This window comes from Streptomyces yokosukanensis (genome assembly GCF_001514035.1).
Lineage (GTDB): Bacteria > Actinomycetota > Actinomycetes > Streptomycetales > Streptomycetaceae > Streptomyces > Streptomyces yokosukanensis.
In genome coordinates, this window is sequence record NZ_KQ948223.1 from 97234 (window position 1) to 116223 (window position 18990).

The 18990-nt window shown below is 74.1% G+C and carries 2 protein-coding genes and 1 pseudogene; all 3 read right to left on the reverse strand.

Annotated elements, in window-relative coordinates:
• A partial coding sequence (locus AQI95_RS34940; RefSeq protein ID WP_067133564.1) for a type I polyketide synthase occupies positions 1 to 9824 on the reverse strand: 9824 nt, incomplete at its 3' end.
• Between the two features lie 50 nt (positions 9825 to 9874).
• Positions 9875 to 15445 (reverse strand): annotated as a pseudogene (locus AQI95_RS34945) (type I polyketide synthase); the annotation flags it as partial.
• 160 nt (positions 15446 to 15605) lie between these two features.
• A partial coding sequence (locus AQI95_RS34950; protein WP_159056629.1) for a type I polyketide synthase occupies positions 15606 to 18990 on the reverse strand: 3385 nt, incomplete at its 5' end.

The window sequence follows — 18990 nt, forward strand, 5'->3', positions numbered from 1 at the left end:
ATCCCGATGACGCCGTCGTCGGTCACGCCCGCCGTGTGCACCACACCGGTGAGGGGGTGCTCGTCGGGCACCGAGGCGAGCAGCGCCTCGGCCTGGGCGCGGTCGGAGACGTCACAGGCCACGACCGACACGGCCGCGCCCAGCTCGGTCAGCTCGGCGACCAGCTCCCGTACGCCCTCGGCTGCCGGGCCGCGACGGCTGGCCAGCACGAGGTGGCGTACGCCGTGCCGCACGACCAGGTGCCGGGCCACCAGGCCGCCCAACGCCCCGGCACCCGAGACCAGGACGGTCCCCTGCGACCGGAACACGGTCGGCTCGTCGGGAACGTGAGCGGTGACGCGGGCGAGGCGGGGTACGGAGAGGACGTTGCCGCGCACCGCGGCCTGCGGCTCGCCGCCGGCCAGCGCCGCGCCCAGGACGCGTGCCGCCGCGTCACCGGAGACCGGGTCCGCCGGATCGGTGTCGACCAGGATGATGCGGTCCGGGTTCTCGGCCTGAGCGGCCCGCACCAGACCCCACACCGCCGCTCCCGCCGGATCGGTCACCGTGTCCTCGCCACCGGCGGGCACCGCGCCCCGGGTCACCACGGCGAGCCGTGCCGCCTCCAGACCGGGCCCGTCCAGCCAGCACTGCACGGCTTCGAGGACTCGGGTGGTCAGCGCGAGGACGGCGGTCTCGCCCGCACCGCCGAAGGCCTCCAGGACCGCCAGGGCCGGGCATACGGCACCCGACTCGATGTCGTCGGCCAGGGTCGCCACCTCCTCGGCGGTGGCCACCGGCGCCCACGACGGCACGGGCTCCGTCTCCTCCAGCGGCGGCAGCTCGGTCCACTCCACCCGGAACAGCGAGTCGGCGCGCGGTGTGTCCGCCGCCGTCTCCAACTGCTCGGCGGAGACGACCCGGGACACCAGCGAGTCCATCGTCACGACCAGGGCGCCGGCCTCGTCCGCCGCCGCCAGGGACAGCGCGTCGCGTTCGCGCCGCGCAAGGCGCACCCGCAGCACCGAGGCGCCCGCGGCATGCAGCACCAGCCCGTTCCACGCGAACGGCAGCCTCAGCTCCGTACCGCCCGGCCCTGTCTCGGGGCCGTCGTCGGCCACGGCCGCTCCCGCGATCTGCAGCAGCGGCGAGTGCAGGGCGGCGTCCAGCAGCGCGGGGTGGATGCCGAACCCGGCGGCCTGTCCGCGGTGTTCCTCGGGCAGGGCGACCTCGGCGAAGGTCTCGTCGCCGCGCCGCCACAGCGCGCGCACCCCCTGGAACGCGGGGCCGTAGCCGTATCCCACCTCGGTGAGCAGGCCGTAGCCACCGCTGATGTCCACCGGCTGCGCACCGGGCGGCGGCCAGGCGGCGAAGTCGAACTCCGTTGTGCCGCCCCCCGGTTGCCCGGTGGCTGCCAGCATGCCGCTGGCGTGCCGCGTCCATGCGTCCGCGCCGCTCGGACCGTCGGCGTCCTCCCGCCGCGAGTACACCTCCACGGTGCGCGAGCCGTTCCCGGTCGGCCCGCCCACGGCGACCTGGACCCGCACCCCGCCGTGCTCGGGCACCACCAGCGGCGCCTCGATCACCAGCTCCTCCAGGACACTGCAGCCGGCCTCGTCACCGGCGCGCACGGCCAGCTCGACCAGGCCCGTGCCGGGGACGAGCACCACACCGCCGACCCGGTGATCGGCCAGCCAGGGGTGCGACTTCAGGGACAGGCGCGAGGTGAACACCAGCCCGTCGGACTGCGGCAGTTCCACCACCGCGCCGAGCAGCGGGTGATCGGTCCCGGCCAGGCCGAGGGAAGCCGCGTCGGTGGCGGTCGGCGCCGTGTGGAGCCAGTAGTGCTGGTGGTCGAAGGCGTACGTCGGCAGCTCGACCGGAGTCGACTTCGCCGCGTCCGCCGGGAGTACACCACTCCAGTCCACGGGGACGCCACGCACGAACAGCTCGGCCAACGAGGCCAGCAGACGACGCAGCCCACCCTCCTCACGCCGCAGCGAACCGGTCACCACCGTCGCAGCACCGGACTCGGCGTCATCGAGGATCTCGGTGATCGGCTGAACCAGCACCGGATGAGCACTGACCTCGACGAAAGCCCTGTGACCCTGCCGGATCAGCTCCGCCACGGCCGGGCCGAACCCGACCTGACCGCGCAGGTTCCGGTACCAGTAGCCGCCGTCCAGAGCCCCGGCGTCCTGCACCCAACCACCCGTCACCGTCGAGTAGAAGGGGATCATCGGCGCCTGAGCCTCGATACCGGTCAGCGCCTCGGCCAGCGCCTCCCGGATGTCCTCCACATGACGCGTGTGCGAGGCGTAGTCCACCGCCACCCGACGCACGCGGACACCATCGGCGGAAAGGGCCTCAAGGGCCTCGTCCAGCGCCTGCGCATCACCCGCGACCACCACCGACGACGGGCCGTTCACGGCCGCCACCTCGACCCGATCCGACCAACGCTCCAGACGCGCGACCGCCTCGGCCTCGCTCAGCGCAACGGACGCCATGCCACCACGCCCGGCCAACCGCTCACGGATCGCCTGACTGCGCAACGCCACGACCCTCGCCGCGTCCTCCAACGACAACGCACCCGACACACACGCAGCAGCGATCTCACCCTGCGAATGACCCACCACCGCATCCGCCAGCACACCCACCGACGACCACACCGCAGCCAGACCCACCATCACCGCGAAACTGGCGGGCTGCACCACATCCACCCGCTCCAACAGCTCCGGCTCCTCGCCCCGCAGCACGCCCACGAGCGACCAGTCGATCCACGGCTCCAACGCCGCCGCGCACTCCGCGATCCGCTCGGCGAACACCGGGGACGACTCCAGCAGCTCCCGGCCCATGCCCACCCATTGCGAGCCCTGGCCCGGGAAGACCCACACCACCTTGCCCGGTCCACCCGAGACGCCGACCCTGCCGGTGATCAGACCGGCCGGGCTCTCTCCGCGAGCCAGCGCCCGCAGTCCAGCCAGTGCGTCCTCGTCCGAGTCTGCGATCACCACCGCACGCTCACCCAGCACCGCACGGTCGGAGACGAGTGCCCCGGCCACCGACGCGAGCGGCACCTGACCGGCGTCCTCGATGAACGCGGCAAGACGCTCCGCCTGGCCCGCCAGCGAACCGGCACTGCGCGCCGACACCACCAACGGCACCACACCACCCGGCACCGGCTCGTCCGAGCCGGACTTCGCCGGCTCCTCGGGCGCCTCCTCCAGGATCAGATGCGCGTTCGTCCCGCTGATGCCGAACGAGGACACCCCGGCGCGGCGCGGACGACCGTCGCGTGGCCAGTCACGGCCTTCCGTCAGCAGTTCCACCGCGCCCTCGGACCAGTCCACCTGGGACGAGGGCGCGTCCACGTGCAGGGTCGGGGGCAGCATGCCGTGCCGCAGCGCCTGCACCATCTTGATCACACTGGCCACGCCCGCGGCGGCCTGCGTGTGGCCGATGTTCGACTTCAACGAGCCCAGCCACAAGGGCTGTTGGGGATCCCGGCCCTTCCCGTACGTCGCGAGGAGTGCCTGCGCCTCGATCGGGTCGCCCAGAGCCGTACCGGTCCCGTGCCCCTCCACCACGTCCACGTCCGCGGCGGAGAGCCCGGCCCCGGCCAGCGCCTTGCGGATGACGCGCTGCTGCGAGGGGCCGTTCGGGGCCGTCAGGCCGTTGGACGCGCCGTCCTGGTTCACCGCGCTGCCCCGCAGCACCGCCAGGACCTTGTGGCCGCGCTCCCGCGCCACCGACAGACGCTCCAGCACGACCAGGCCCACGCCCTCGGCCCAGCCCGTGCCGTCCGCGCCCTCCGCGTACGCCTTGCAGCGGCCGTCGCCGGCGAGGCCGCGCTGGCGGGAGAACTCCACGAAGCTGACGGGTGTCGCCATCACCGTCACGCCGCCCGCGAGCGCCATGGAGCACTCGCCCTGCCGCAGCGCCTGCGCCGCCAGGTGCATCGCCACCAGCGACGACGAGCACGCCGTGTCCACGGTGACCGCCGGGCCCTCGAAGCCGAACACGTACGAGATGCGGCCCGAGGCCACGCTTCCCGCGGTGCCCGTGCTCGCGAAGCCCTCCAGCTCCGGTGCGACCACTCCGGCCCCGTACCCCTGGTTGGACACCCCGGAGAACACGCCGACGTCCGTGCCCTTCAGGGACGTGGGGTCGACTCCGGCGCTCTCCATGGCCTCCCAGGACGTCTCCAGGAGCAGTCGCTGCTGCGGGTCCATCGCCAGCGCCTCGCGCGGCGAGATCCCGAAGAAGCCCGCGTCGAACAGGCCCGCGCCGGGTACGAAGCCGCCCTGGCTGGTGTACGAGGTGCCCGCGCTGTCCGGGTCGTCGTCGAACAGGCCCTCAAGGTCCCAGCCACGGTCCTCGGGGAAGTCGGACATCCCCTCGCGGCCCTCCTGCACCAGCCGCCACAGGGACTCGGGGCTCGTCACCCCGCCGGGCAGCCGGCACGACATGCCGACGATCGCGATCGGCTCGTCGGGGTCCGTACCCGCGGCGGCGGTCGCGGCAGGTGCGTCGGCCGCCGCCGTGTCGCCCAGCTCCTCGCGCAGATAGCGGGCCAGGGCCTGCGGGGCCGGGTAGTCGAAGACGAGTGTGGCGGGCAGCTTCAGGCCGGTCGCCTCGCGCAGCCGGTTGCGCAGCTCCACCGAGGTGAGCGAGTCGAACCCGGCTTCGTTGAACGCGGTGTCCGCCCGGACGCTGTCGGCTCCGCTGTGGCCGAGCACGACGGCGGCCTGGGTCCGCACCAGGTCGAGGAGCAGCGCCTCTTGTGCCGCCGGGTCGAGTCCGGCGAGCCGGCGGGGCAGGTCGCCGTCCTTCGCGGCCGCCGCCCGTGCCTGCTGCCGTCCCGTCGGTACGAGGCCGCGCAGCAGATGCGGTACCGCGCCGCCGGCCGCCGCGCCGGAGCGGGCCCCGCGCAGGTCCATCTTGATCGGTACGAGCAGCGCCTGCCCGGAGGCGAGGGCGGCGTCGAACAGCTCCATGCCCTCGGTCGCCGTGATCGCGAGGACACCGCCGCGGTCGGCCCGCGCCTGGTCCGCGTCGCCCAGGTGGGCGGTCATTCCGGCGTCCTGCTCCCACAGGCCCCAGGCCAGGGAGAGGCCGGGCAGGCCAGCCGCGCGGCGGCTCGCCATCAGCCCGTCGAGGAAGGCGTTGGCCGCCGCGTAGTTGCCCTGGCCCGCCGACCCGAACACGCCCGAGGCGGACGAGAACACGGCGAACGCGTCGAGGTCCAGGTCCCGGGTCAGCTCGTCGAGGTGGCGCACCGCGTCGACCTTCGGCGCGAACACCGCGGCCAGCCGCTGCGGGGTGAGCGCCCCGATCACGCCGTCGTCCAGCACGCCCGCCGTGTGCACCACACCGGTGAGGGGGTGCTGCCCGGGTATCGAGGCCAGCAGGGCCCGCGCCTGGTCGCGGTCGGAGACGTCGCAGGCCGCGACGGAGACCTCCGCGCCCAGCCCGGTCAGCTCGGCGACCAGCTCCCGCGCGCCCTCGGCGGCCGGGCCGCGCCGGCTCACCAGGAGCAGGTGGCGTACGCCGTACCCGGTGACCAGATGACGGGCCAGCAGCGCGCCCAGCGATCCGGTGCCGCCCGTGACCAGGACCGTACCCTCCGGGTCGAACACCTCGGAGAGGTCCGGGACTTGGCCGGCGGCGCGGGCGAGGCGGGGCACCGAAAGTGCCGTACCGCGCACGGCGACCTGGGGCTCCCCGGCCGCCGACACCAGGCCCAGCACGGGCAGCACACCGTCGTCGGCGGCCGGGTCGGCGTCGATCAGTACGATCCGGTCCGGGTTCTCGGCCTGCGCGGCGCGCACCAGACCCCACACCGCCGCTCCGGCCGGGTCGGTGACGGCGCCGTCCCCGGCGGGGACCGCGCCGCGGGTCGCCACCACGAGCCGTGAGTCGTCGAGGTCGTCCGCGGCCAGCCATGCCTGCACCACGCTCAACACCCGTGCGGACAGGGCCAGTACGGCGTCGTCGCCGTCCCCGCCGACGGCCGTGAGGACGGCGATCGCCGGAGCCGTGCCCGTACCGGCCAGCGCCGTCACGTCCTCGGCCGTGGTGACCGGCGCCCACGAGGGTGTGGGCGCAGTGCCCTGGGCCAGGGGCAGCCGGGTCCAGTCCACCTGGAACAGCGAGTCGGCGACCGGGGAGTCCGTCGCCGTCCGGAGCTGCTCGGCGGAGACCGGCCGGGACACCAGGGAGTCCAGCGTCACCACCGGGCCGCCGGTCTCGTCGGCCGCCTCCAGCGACACGGCGCCGGGTCCAGCGGAGGTCAGGCGGATCCGCAGTGCGGGGGCGCCCGCGGCGTGCAGCGACAGGCCGTTCCACGCGAACGGCAGGACCGGCGTGCCGGGCTCCTCGGCCGTCGCGTCCGCCTCGGTGCCGAACATCCCGGCGTGCAGGGCGGCGTCCAGGAGCGCCGGGTGGATGCCGAACCGGTCGGCGCTCTCCCGCTGTTCCTCGGGCAGGGCCGCCTCGGCGAACACCTCGTCGCCGCGCCGCCACACGGCGCGCAGGCCCTGGAACGCCGGGCCGTAGCCGTAGCCGCGCTCGGTGAGGCCGGCGTAGAAGTCGTCGATCCCGATCGGCCGGGCGCCGGGCGGCGGCCAGGCGGCGAAGTCGAAGTCCGTGCCGCGGGCCGTGGCCGAGGCCGAGAGCGTGCCGGTGGCGTGCCGCGTCCACGCGTCCCCGTCACCGGGCGCGTCCTCGCGCAGGGAGTAGACCTCGACGGGGCGCGCGCCGGTCCCGTCCGGTGCGGCCACGGCGACCAGGACGCGTACGCCGCCCTGCGGCGGCACCACGAGGGGCGCCTCGATGACCAGCTCGTCCAGGACGCCGCAGCCGGCCTCGTCACCGGCGCGCACGGCCAGCTCCACGAGGCCCGTGCCGGGCAGGAGCACCGCACCGCCGACGGCGTGGTCGGCCAGCCAGGGATGGGACTTCAGCGACAGGCGCGAGGTGAGCACCAGCCCGTCGGACTGCGGCAGCCGCACCACCGCGCCGAGCAGCGGGTGGTCGGCCGCCGCCTGCCCCAGGGAGGCCGCGTCCGTCGCCGCGTCGGCCGTCCGGAGCCAGTAGTGCTGGTGGTCGAAGGCGTACGTCGGCAGGTCCACGCGTCCCGTCGGGGCACCGCCGCGCGGGAGCAGGCCGCGCCAGTCCACGGGCACGCCGCGTACGAACAGTTCGGCCAGCGCGGCCAGCAGGGTCTGCTCCTCGGGGCGGCCGTCGCGCAGGGCCGCCACGCAGGTCGGCCGGGCGCCCGCGGCGGTGGCCGTCTCCTCGACGAGGCCGGTCAGGGCAGCGCCCGGGCCCAGCTCCACGAACAGCGTGCCGCCGTGCCCGACGGCGGCTGCGATCCCGTCGGCGAACCGCACCGGCCGGCGCACATGGCCGGCCCAGTACTCCGGGTCGGCCAGCTCGCCGGGTGCGGCGAGCCGCCCGGTCACGTTCGAGATCACCGGGATCTGCGGCGACCGCCACTCCACCTCGGCCAGTCGGGCGGCGAACTCGGCCAGCATCGGCTCCATCCGCCGGGAGTGGAAGGCGTGCGAGACCACGAGGCGCTTCGTCTTGTGCCCCTGCTCCCGCAGCCGGTCGGCCGCCGCGAGGACCGCGTCCTCGTCGCCGGAGAGGACCACCGCGGACGGGCCGTTGACCGCCGCGACCTCCACGTCGTCGCCGAGCAGGCCGGCGACCTGCGCCTCGCTCGCGGCCACCGCGACCATCGCGCCGCCCGGCGGCAGGGCCTGCATCAGCCGGCCCCGGGCCGCGACGAGCCGCGCCGCGTCCGGCAGCGACAGCACACCCGCCGCGTGGGCGGCGGCGATCTCACCGATCGAGTGGCCGATGACCGCGTCCGGTCGTACGCCCCAGGACTCCACGAGCCGGAACAGGGCGCTCTCGACCGCGAACAGGGCCGCCTGGGTGAACACCGTCCGGTTGAGCAGTTCGTCGCCGCCCGGCACCCTGTCCAGGATCACGTCGCGCACCGGGTGGTCGACCGCCCCGGCGAGGCACGCGTCCAGTTGCTCGCAGGCCTCGTCCAGGGCCCGGGCGAACACGGGGTGGCGCTCGTACAGCTCCCGGCCCGTCCCCGCGCGCTGCGAGCCCTGGCCCGGGAACACCCAGACGAGCTTGCCCGGTCCGCCCGAGCCGGCCGCCCTGCCGGTGACGACACCGGCCGCGTGCTCGCCCCGGGCCACCGCCCCGAGCCCGGCCAGGGCCTCCTGGTCCGAACCGGCCAGGACCACCGCGCGCTCGGGCAGCAGCGCCCGCTGCGACAGGAGTGCGTCGGCCACGCGCGGCAGCGGCGCCGCGCCGGTGGACCGAAGGTGTGCGGCCAGTCGCTCCGCCTGCCCCGCCAGGGAGCCCTCGCTGCGCGCCGACACCACCAGCGGGACCACGCCCGCCGGTGCCGCCTCCTCGACGGCCTGCTCCGGCTGCGCCTCGTCGGGCGCCTCCTCCAGGATCAGGTGCGCGTTCGTCCCGCTGATGCCGAACGAGGACACCCCGGCGCGGCGCGGATGCCCGTCGCGCGGCCAGTCCCGGGCCTCGCCGAGCAGCCGCACCGCGCCCGCGGACCAGTCGACCTCGGTCGTCGGCACCTGTGCGTGCAGGGTCGGGGGAAGCACGCCGTGCCGCAGCGCCTGCACCATCTTGATGACGCTGGAGACGCCCGCGGCGGCCTGCGTGTGCCCGATGTTCGACTTCAGCGAGCCGAGCCACAGCGGCTTCTGCGGATCCCGGCCCTGTCCGTACGTCGCGAGGAGCGCCTGCGCCTCGATCGGGTCGCCGAGGGCCGTACCCGTACCGTGCGCCTCCACGACGTCCACGTCCGCCGAGACCAGTCCGGCGCCGGCCAGGGCCTTGCGGATGACGCGCTGCTGGGAGGGGCCGTTGGGGGCCGTGAGCCCGTTGGACGCGCCGTCCTGGTTGACGGCGCTGCCGCGGATGACCGCGAGCACCCGGTGGCCGCGCTCCCGCGCCTCGGAGAGCCGTTCGAGGACCACCACGCCCGCGCCCTCGGACAGGCCCATGCCGTCCGCGCCGTCCGCGAACGCCTTGCACCGGCCGTCGGCGGCCATGCCCTGCTGCCGGGAGAAGACGACGAAGGTGCCGGGGGTGGCCATCACCATGGCGCCGCCGGCGAGGGCGAGCGAGCACTCGCCCTGCCGCAGCGCCTGCGCGGCCAGGTGGATGGCGACCAGCGACGACGAACAGGCCGTGTCCACGGACACGGCGGGGCCCTCGAAGCCGAAGACGTACGACACCCGGCCCGACGCCACGCTCGACGCCACGCCGGTGCCGGTGAAGCTCTCCAGCTCCGGCGCGACCCCGCCGCCCCCTGATCCGTATCCCTGGCTGGACACCCCCGCGAACACGCCGACGTCGGTGCCCTTCAGCGAGACCGGGTCGATGCCCGCCTGCTCCAGCGCCTCCCAGGAGGTCTCCAGCAGGAGCCGCTGCTGCGGGTCCATCGCCAGCGCCTCGCGCGGCGAGATCCCGAAGAAGCCCGGATCGAACAGGCCGGCCCCTTGCAGGAAGCCGCCCTGGTCGGTGTAGGAGGTACCGGGGTTGTCGGGGTCCGGGTCGAACAGGCCGTCCAGCTCCCAGCCCCGGTCGTCGGGGAACCCGGACACGGCGTCGCGGCCCTCGCGCACCAACTGCCACAGATCCTCGGCGCCCGTCACACCGCCGGGCAGCCGGCACCCCATGCCCACGACGGCGATCGGCTCTCCCGCGTGCGACGCGCCCTGCTTGCGCAGGTTGTGCAACTCGGTGGTGACGCGCTTGAGGGTTTTGAGGAGTTGTTCGTCCGTGGCCATTCGTCAGTCCTCACGAGAATGTTGATGGAGCCGAATACCCTGAACCGGTCTCACACGAGCCCGAGTTCCTCATGAATGAAGTCGAGGACTTCGTCGGCCGACGCGGATTCCAGTTTCTCGGCCACCGTGGAGCCGTCCGTCTGCTCGACGACCCCATTACACTTGGCCACCAGGCCCTGAAGACGGAGCGCGATACTCGCCCTCATGGATTCGTCGAGGGTCACTGCAGCGATGAGCGACTCGACGTCCTCGATCCTCGCGTTCACCCGGGACAACACGTCGTCACTGATGCCGAGTTCACCGCGCAGATAGCCGGTGAGCACGAGCGGGGTCGGCTGGTCGAAGACCAGCGTGGCGGGCAGTTTCAGACCGGTCGCCTCACGCAGCCGGTTGCGCAGCTCCACCGAGGTGAGCGAGTCGAACCCGACGTCCTTGAAGGCGGTGTCCGGCCGGATGCCGTCCGGCCCGCTGTGCCCGAGCACGACCGCGGCCTGGGTGCGCACCAGGTCGAGGAGCATGGCTTCCTGCTCCGGCTCGGAGACGGAGGACAGGCGGCGCAGCAGGTCGCCGTCCTTCGCGGCCGCCGCCCGCGCCTGTTGCCGCCCCGTCGGTACGAGGCCGCGCAGCAGATGCGGCACCGTGCCCCCGGCCGCCGCTGCGGCCCGTACTCCGCGCAGGTCCAGCTTGACCGGCACGAGGAGCGACTGGGCGGATGCGACGGCGGCGTCGAACAGCTGCATGCCCTCGGCGGGCGTGAGCGCGACGACGCCGTCGCGGCTCGTCCGCCTGCTCATGCTCGCCTGGTCGTCGGCGCCCAGGTGGGTGGTCATGTTGGTGGCGTACGCCCAGGTGCCCCAGGACAGCGCGAGCCCGGGCAGGCCCGCCGCGCGGCGGTGGGCCATCAGCCCGTCGAGGAAGGCGTTGGCCGCCGCGTAGCCGCTGCTGCCGGCGCCGAGGAAGACGGACGAGGCGGAGGAGTAGACGACGAACGCGTCCAGTTCCAGGCCACGGGTCAGCTCGTCGAGGTGCCGTACCGCGTCCACCTTGGGCGCGAACACCCGCGCCAGGCGCTCGGGGGTCAGGGTCTCGACGAGCCCGGCCTCGAACACACCGGCCGTGTGGACCACGCCGGTGAGGGGGTGCTCGTCGGGCACCGCGGCGAGCAGCGCCTCGACCTGTTCGCGGTCGGAGACGTCACAGGCCACGACCGACACGGCCGCGCCCTGCTCGGTCAGCTCGGCGACCAGCTCCCGCACGCCCTCGGCTGCCGGGCCGCGACGGCTGGCCAGCACGAGGTGGCGTACGCCGTGCCGCACGACCAGGTGCCGGGCCGCGAGTTCGCCCAGCGAGCCGCCGCCCGAGACCAGGACGGTCCCGCCCGCCGCGAACACCGTTTCCGCATCGGTGTCTTGGGCGGGCACCCGGGCGAGCCGCGGCAGGGAGAGGACCGTGCCGCGCGCCGCGATCTGCGGCTCGCCAGTGGCCAGCGCCGCCCCCAGGACGTCTCCCAGCCCGTCGGCGTCGATGCCGGCGGCTGCGTCGATGCCGGTATCGGTATCGGTATCGGTATCGGCGTCGGTGTCGAGCAGCACGAAGCGGTCCGGGTTCTCGGCCTGCGCGGCGCGCACCAGGCCCCACACCGCCGCTCCCGCCGGATCGGTCACCGCACCGTCCCCGGCGGGCACCGCGCCCCGGGTGTGCACCACGAGCCGCGACTGGTCGAGTCCGTCCGTCGCCAGCCACGCCTGTACGACCTCGAGGACCCGGGTGGTCAGCGCGAGCACGGCGGCCTCGCCCGCACCGCCGACGGCCTCCAGGACCGCGACCGCAGGAGCATCGGCGCTCCGGGCCAACGTCTCGATCTCGGCCGCGGTGGCCACCGGCACCCACGCGGGCGCGGGCTCCGCCCCCCAGACCGTGGGCAGTTCGCTCCAGTCCACGCGGAACAGCGAGTCGGCGACCGCCGAGTCCGCCGCCGTCTCCAACTGCTCGGCGGAGACGGCCCGGGACACCAGCGAGTCCATCGTCACGACCAGGGCGCCGGTCTCGTCCGCCGCGTCGACGGACAGCGCGTCCGGGCCGCTCGGGGCGACCCGCACGCGCAGCGCCGAGGCGCCCGAGGCGTGCAGCACCAGGCCGTTCCAGGAGAACGCCAGCAGCGGCTGCCCGCCTCCCTCCTGCGGCTGCGCGTCCGCCATGGCGCGGAACGTCCCGGTCTGCAGGGCGGCGTCGAGCAGCGCCGGGTGGATGCCGAACCCGGCGGCGTCCTTGCGCAGTTCCTCGGGCAGGGCGACCTCGGCGAACAGTTCCTCACCGCGCCGCCACACGGCGCGCACGCCCTGGAACGCGGGACCGTAGCCGACTCCGCGCTCACGCAGTTCGTCGTAGAAGCCGACGGCGTCCACCTCGACCTGCTGCGCCCCCGGCGGCGGCCAGGCGGCGAAGTCGAAGTCCGTGCCGGGGGTGGGGGCCGAGGCCGACAGCGTGCCGGTGGCGTGCCGCGTCCACACCTCCCCGTCGTCGGGCGCGTCCTCGCGCTGGGAGTACACCTCCACCGTCCGCGAGCCGTTCTCGGCGGGTGCGCCCAGGACGACCTGCATCCGTACGCCGCCGTGCTCGGGCACCACGAGCGGCGCCTCGATGACCAGTTCCTCCAGGACACTGCACCCGGCCTCGTCACCGGCGCGTACGGCCAGCTCGACCAGGCCCGTGCCGGGGAGGAGCGCCAGGCCGCCGATCGCGTGATCGGCCAGCCAGGGGTGCGACTTGAGCGACAGGCGCGAGGTGAACACCAGCCCGTCGGAGTGGGGGAGCCGGACCATGGCACCGAGGAGCGGATGATCGGCCGCGGCGAGCCCGAGGGAGGTGGCGTCGCCGCCGGTCCCGGTGGGCTGGAGCCAGTAGAGCTGGTGGTCGAAGGCGTACGTCGGCAGGTCCACGCCCGCCGATGCGGTTCCGGCGGGCAGGACGCCCGACCAGTCCACCGGCACGCCACGCACGAACAGCTCGGCCATCGAGGCCAGCAGACGACGCAGCCCACCCTCCTCACGCCGCAGCGAACCGGTCACCACCGTCGCAGCACCGGACTCGGCGTCGTCGAGGATCTCGGTGACCGGCTGCACCAGCACCGGATGAGCACTGACCTCGACGAAAGCCCTGTGACCCTGCCGGATCAACTCCGCCACGGCCGGGCCGAACCCGACCTGACCGCGCAGATTCCGATACCAGTAGCCGCCGTCCAGAACCCCGGCGTCCTGCACCCAACCACCCGTCACCGTCGAGTAGAAGGGGATCGTCGGCGCCTGGGCCTCGATACCGGTCAGCGTCTCGGCCAGCGCCTCCCGGATGTCCTCCACATGACGGGTGTGCGAGGCGTAGTCCACCGCCACGCGACGCACGCGCACGCCCGCGTCCGAGAGCGATTGAAGGGCCTCGTCCAGCGCCTGCGCGTCACCCGCGACCACCACCGACGACGGGCCGTTGACCGCAGCCACCTCGACCCGATCCGACCAGGACTCCAGCCGCGCGACCGCCTCGGCCTCGCTCAGCGCAACGGACGCCATGCCGCCACGCCCGGCCAACCGCTCACGGATCGCCTGACTGCGCAGCGCCACGACCTTCGCCGCGTCCTCCAACGACAGCGCACCCGACACACACGCAGCAGCGATCTCACCCTGCGAGTGGCCGACCACCGCGTCGGGCTCGACCCCCACGGACGCCCACACGGCGGCAAGACCCACCATCACCGCGAAACTGGCGGGCTGCACCACGTCCACCCGCTCCAGCAGCTCCGGCTCCTCGCCCCGCAGTACGCCCACGAGGGACCAGTCGATCCACGGCTCCAACGCGGCAGCGCACTCCGCGATCCGCTCGGCGAACACCGGGGACGACTCCAGCAACTCCCGGCCCATACCCACCCACTGCGAGCCCTGGCCCGGGAACACCCACACCACTCTGCCCGGACCGCTCGAACCAGCGCTGCCGGCAAGCAAGTTGGCACCGCTTTCGCCGCGCGCCAGGGCGCGCAGTCCCGAGAGCGCCTCCTCGTCGGAGTCGGCCACGACCACCGCACGCTCACCCAGCACCGCACGCCCCGTCACCAGCGTGCGGGCGACGTCCGTCAGCGACGCCCCGCCGACACCGGACTCCAGGAACGCGACGAGCCGCTCGGCCTGCCCCGCCAGCGAGCCGGCATGGTGCGCCGACACCACCAGCGGGACCACACCCGCGGGCGCCGTCCCTTCAGCAGCCGACTCGGCGGCGGGCGCCTCCTCCAGGATCAGGTGCGCGTTCGTCCCGCTGACGCCGAACGAGGAGACACCCGCCCGGCGCGGCCGGCCCTCGCGCGGCCACTGACGCGCCTCGGTCAGCAGCTGAACCGCGCCCGCCGACCAGTCCACCTCGGTCGTCGGCTCGTCCACGTGCAGCGTGGACGGCAGCGTGCCGTACCGCAGCGCCTGCACCATCTTGATGACGCTGCCCACGCCCGCGGCCGCCTGTGTGTGGCCGATGTTCGACTTCAACGACCCGAGCCACAGCGGCTTCTCGGGATCGCGGTCCTTTCCGTAGGTCGCGAGCAGCGCCTGCGCCTCGATCGGGTCGCCCAGAGCCGTACCCGTACCGTGCGCCTCGACGACGTCCACGTCCGCCGGGGCGAGCCCCGCGCTGGACAGTGCCTTGCGGATCACCCGCTGCTGCGAGGGCCCGTTCGGAGCCGTGAGGCCGTTGGACGCGCCGTCCTGGTTCACCGCGCTGCCGCGCAGTACGGCCAGGACCTTGTGCCCGCGCTCCCGCGCCACGGAAAGCCGCTCCAGGAGTACGACACCCACGCCCTCGGCCAGGCCCATTCCGTCCGCGCCGTCCGCGAACGCCTTGCACCGGCCGTCGGCGGCCAGGCCGCGCTGGCGCGAGAACGCCACGAAGTTGCCGGGCGTCGCCATCACCATCGCGCCACCGGCGAGCGCCATGGAGCACTCGCCCTGCCGCAGCGCCTGCGCCGCCAGGTGAATGGCCACCAGTGACGACGAGCACGCCGTGTCAAGGGACACCGCCGGGCCCTCGAAGCCCAGTACGTACGAGACGCGCCCCGAGGCCACGCTGGTCGACGCGCCGGTACCCGCGAAACCCTCCGACTCCGGGGTCACCACACCCGCACCGGCGCCGTAGCCCTGGCCGGACAGGCCGGAGAACACGCCGACGTCGGTGCCCTTCAGCGAGACCGGATCGATGCCCGCCCGCTCCAGCGCCTCCCAGGAGGTCTCCAGCAGGAGCCGCTGCTGCGGGTCCATCGCCAGCGCCTCGCGCGGCGAGATCCCGAAGAAGCCCGCGTCGAACAGGCCCGCGCCCTTGAGGAAGCCGCCCTGGGTGACGTACGACGTACCCGCGTGGTCCGGGTCGGCGTCGAACAGGGCCTCAAGGTCCCAGCCACGGTCCTCGGGGAAGCCGCCGACGGCGTCGGCGCCGTCGGCGACGAGCTGCCACAGCTGCTCGGGCGAGGAGACACCACCCGGGTACCGGCACGCCATGGAGACGATGGCGATCGGCTCGCGCGCCTGGTCCTGGACCTCGCGCAGCCGCTTGCGTGCGTTGCGGGCGTCTGCGATGGCCCTCTTGAGATAGTCGCGGAGTTCTGCCTCGTCAGCCACTTGATTCAACCCCCAGGTGGTGGATGTGTGCGATTGCCGTGGGTGGGTGTCCGCACCATCTGTGCGGGGCCGTGCGAGCCGTGCGGACCGTGCGGGCCGGACCCTGACGGACCCGACCCGCACGCACGCACGCGGCTCAGTCGAGCTGCTCGAACAGCGCGAACAGCTCCTCGTCGCTGGCGTTCTCAAGGTCGTCGGACGTGTCCGCGTCCCCCGTGCCGGTGCCGGCGGTGCCCGCCGCCTCGGCCACTCGCAGCAGCTCCCGCAGGCGTACGGTGATCCGGTCGCGGGCCTCCTCGTCGGGTCCCGCGGACTCGATGACCGCTTCCAGACCGGCGAGACCGGCCAGCACCGTGTCGGCGGGCGACCCCTCGTCCACGGCCAGCTCGGCCCGCAGGAAGCGGGCGAGCGCCTGCGGGGTCGGGTGGTCGAAGACCAGCGTGGCGGGGAGCTTCAGACCGGTCGCCTCACGCAGCCGGTTGCGCAGCTCCACCGAGGTGAGCGAGTCGAACCCGGCCTCGTTGAACGCCGTGTCCACCCGAACGCCCTCCGGCCCGCTGTGCCCGAGCACGACCGCGGCCTGCGCACGCACCATGTCCAGCAGCAGCGCCTCCTGCTTCGCCGCGGGCAGTCCGGCCAGCCGGTCGGCCAGTCGGCCCTGCTCGCCACCGCTGCCGGCCGCCCGCGCCTGCTGCCGGCCCGCGCGGACCAGGCCGCGCAGCAGGTGCGGCACTCCGCCGCCGGCCGCCGCGTCGGCACGTACGGCCCGCAGGTCCAGCCGGACCGGCACGAGGAGCGCGTGCCCGGACCCGAGCGCGGCGTCGAACAGCTCCATGCCCTCGGCGGACCGGAGCGCGAGTACTCCGCCGCGCCCCTCACGTCGGCTCATCCGGGTCCTGGTCAGGTCGTCGATGTTCCCGGCCATGCCGGTGACCTGCTCCCACGGGCCCCAGGACAGCGAGAGTCCGGGCAGGCCCGCAGCCCGGCGCGTGGCCATCAGACCGTCCAGGAAGGCGTTGGCCGCCGCGTAGCCACCGCTGCCCGCGCCCATGAAGACGGAGGAGGCGGAAGAGTAGACGACGAACGCGTCCAGTTCCAGGCCGCGCGTGAGCCGGTCGAGGTGGCGTACGGCGTCGACCTTCGGCGCGAACACCGTGGCCAGCCGCTCCGGGGTCAGCGCCCCGATCACACCCGGGTCGAACACTCCGGCCGTGTGCACCACACCGCGCAGGGGGTGCGCCTGCGGCACCGAGGCGAGGAGCGCCTCGACCTGGTCGCGATCCGACACGTCACAGGCCACGGCGGAGACCGTCGCGCCCTGTTCGGTGAGTTCGGCGACCAGTTCCCGCACACCGTCGGCGTCCGGGCCTCGACGGCTGGCGAGGACGAGGTGGCGTACGCCGTTGCGGGCGACGAGATGCCGGGCCGCCAGCGCGCCCAGCGACCCACCGCCCGAGACCAGCACGGTCCCCTCCGGCCCGAACAGCGCCGAGGTGTCCGTGACTTGGGCGGTGGCGCGGGCGAGCCGGGGCACGGAGAGAGTCGTACCGCGCACCGCGAGCTGCGGTTCGCCACCGGCCACCACCGTGGCCAGCACGGAGTCCAGCACCGATTCCACGCCGCCCTCGGCGCCGGGGTCGGTGTCGAGGAGGACGATGCGGTCCGGGTTCTCGGACTGGGCGGCGCGCACCAGTCCCCACACCGCCGCCCCGGCCGGGTCCGTCACCGCGCCCTCGGTACCGGCGGGTACGGCGCCCCGGGTCAGCACCACAAGGCGCGACTCCTCGGGGACGGAGGCGCTCAGCCACGCCTGGACCACGTCCAGGACCCTGGAGGTCAGGGCGAGCACGGCGTCCTCGGCGTCGTCGCCGACGGCCTCCAGGACCACGGCCGTCGGTACGGCACCGCTCGCGGCCACGGCCGCCACGTCGTCGGACGTGGCCACCGGCACCCACGCGGGCGCGGGCTCCGCCCCCCAGACCGTGGGCAGTTCGCTCCAGTCCACCGCGAACAGCGCGTCGCGGCTGTCCTCGACCGCGGAGGCACCCAGCTGCTCGATGTCCACCGCCCGCATGACCAGCGAATCCATCGTCAGGACCGGGCTGCCGGTCTGGTCGGCCGCCGCGACCGACAGCGAGTCCGGACCGTTCGGTGCGACCCGCACCCGCAGTGCCGAGGCGCCCGCGGCATGCAGCACCAGACCGTTCCAGGAGAACGGCATCACCGGCCGCCCGGCTTCCTCCTCCGCGGTGTCCGCCGCGGCGGCGAACGTCCCGGCCTGGAGGGCCGCGTCGAGCAGCGCCGGGTGGAGGCCGAAGCTCCCGGCGTCCGTACGCGCCTCGTCGGGCAGGGCGACCTCGGCGAAGAGTTCCGCACCGCGCCGCCACACCGCGCGCACGCCCTGGAAGACGGGGCCGTACGCGTAGCCGCGCTCCAGCAGACCCTCGTACAGCTCGCCGGTGTCCAGATCCACCTGCTCGGCGCCGGACGGCGGCCAGGCGGCGAAGTCGAAGTCGGTGCCGCGGGCCGCGGCCGAGGCGGACAGGAGTCCGGTGGCGTGCCGCGTCCACGGCTCCCCGTCACCCGGCGCGTCCTCTCGCTGCGAATAGATCTCCACGGTGCGCGAGCCGTTCTCGCCCGGCGCGCCCACGGCGACCTGGACCCGCACTCCCCCGTGCTCGGGCACCACCAGCGGCGCCTCCGTCACCAGCTCGTCCAGGACGCCGCAGCCGGCCTCGTCACCGGCGCGCACGGCCAGTTCGAGAAGCCCGGTGGCCGGGATGAGCACCAGGCCGCCTACCACGTGATCGCCGAGCCAGGGGTGCGACTTGAGCGACAGGCGCGAGGTGAACACCAGCCCGTCGGACTGCGGCAGTTCCACCACCGCACCGAGCAGCGGGTGATCGGTCCCGGCCAGACCGAGGGAAGCCGCGTCGGTCGCGGTCGGCGCCGTGTGGAGCCAGAAGTGCTGGTGGTCGAAGGCGTACGTCGGCAGATCCACGCCCACCGACCCGGTTCCGGCGGGCAGGATGCCCGACCAGTCCACCGGCACGCCACGCACGAACAACTCGGCCATCGAGGCCAGCAGACGGCGCAGCCCACCCTCCTCACGCCGCAGCGAACCGGTCACCACCGCGTCCGCACCGGACTCGGCGTCGTCGAGGATCTCGGTGACCGGCTGCACCAGCACCGGATGAGCACTGACCTCGACGAAAGCCCTGTGACCCTGCCGGATCAGCTCCGCCACGGCCGGGCCGAACCCGACCTGACCGCGCAGATTCCGATACCAGTAGCCGCCGTCCAGAACCCCGGCGTCCTGCACCCAACCACCCGTCACCGTCGAGTAGAAGGGGATCATCGGCGCCTGGGCCTCGACACCGGTCAACGCCTCGGCCAGCGCCTCCCGGATGTCCTCGACATGACGGGTGTGCGAGGCGTAGTCCACCGCCACCCGACGCACGCGGACACCATCGGCGGAGAGAGCCTCAAGGGCCTCGTCCAGCGCCTGCGCGTCACCCGCG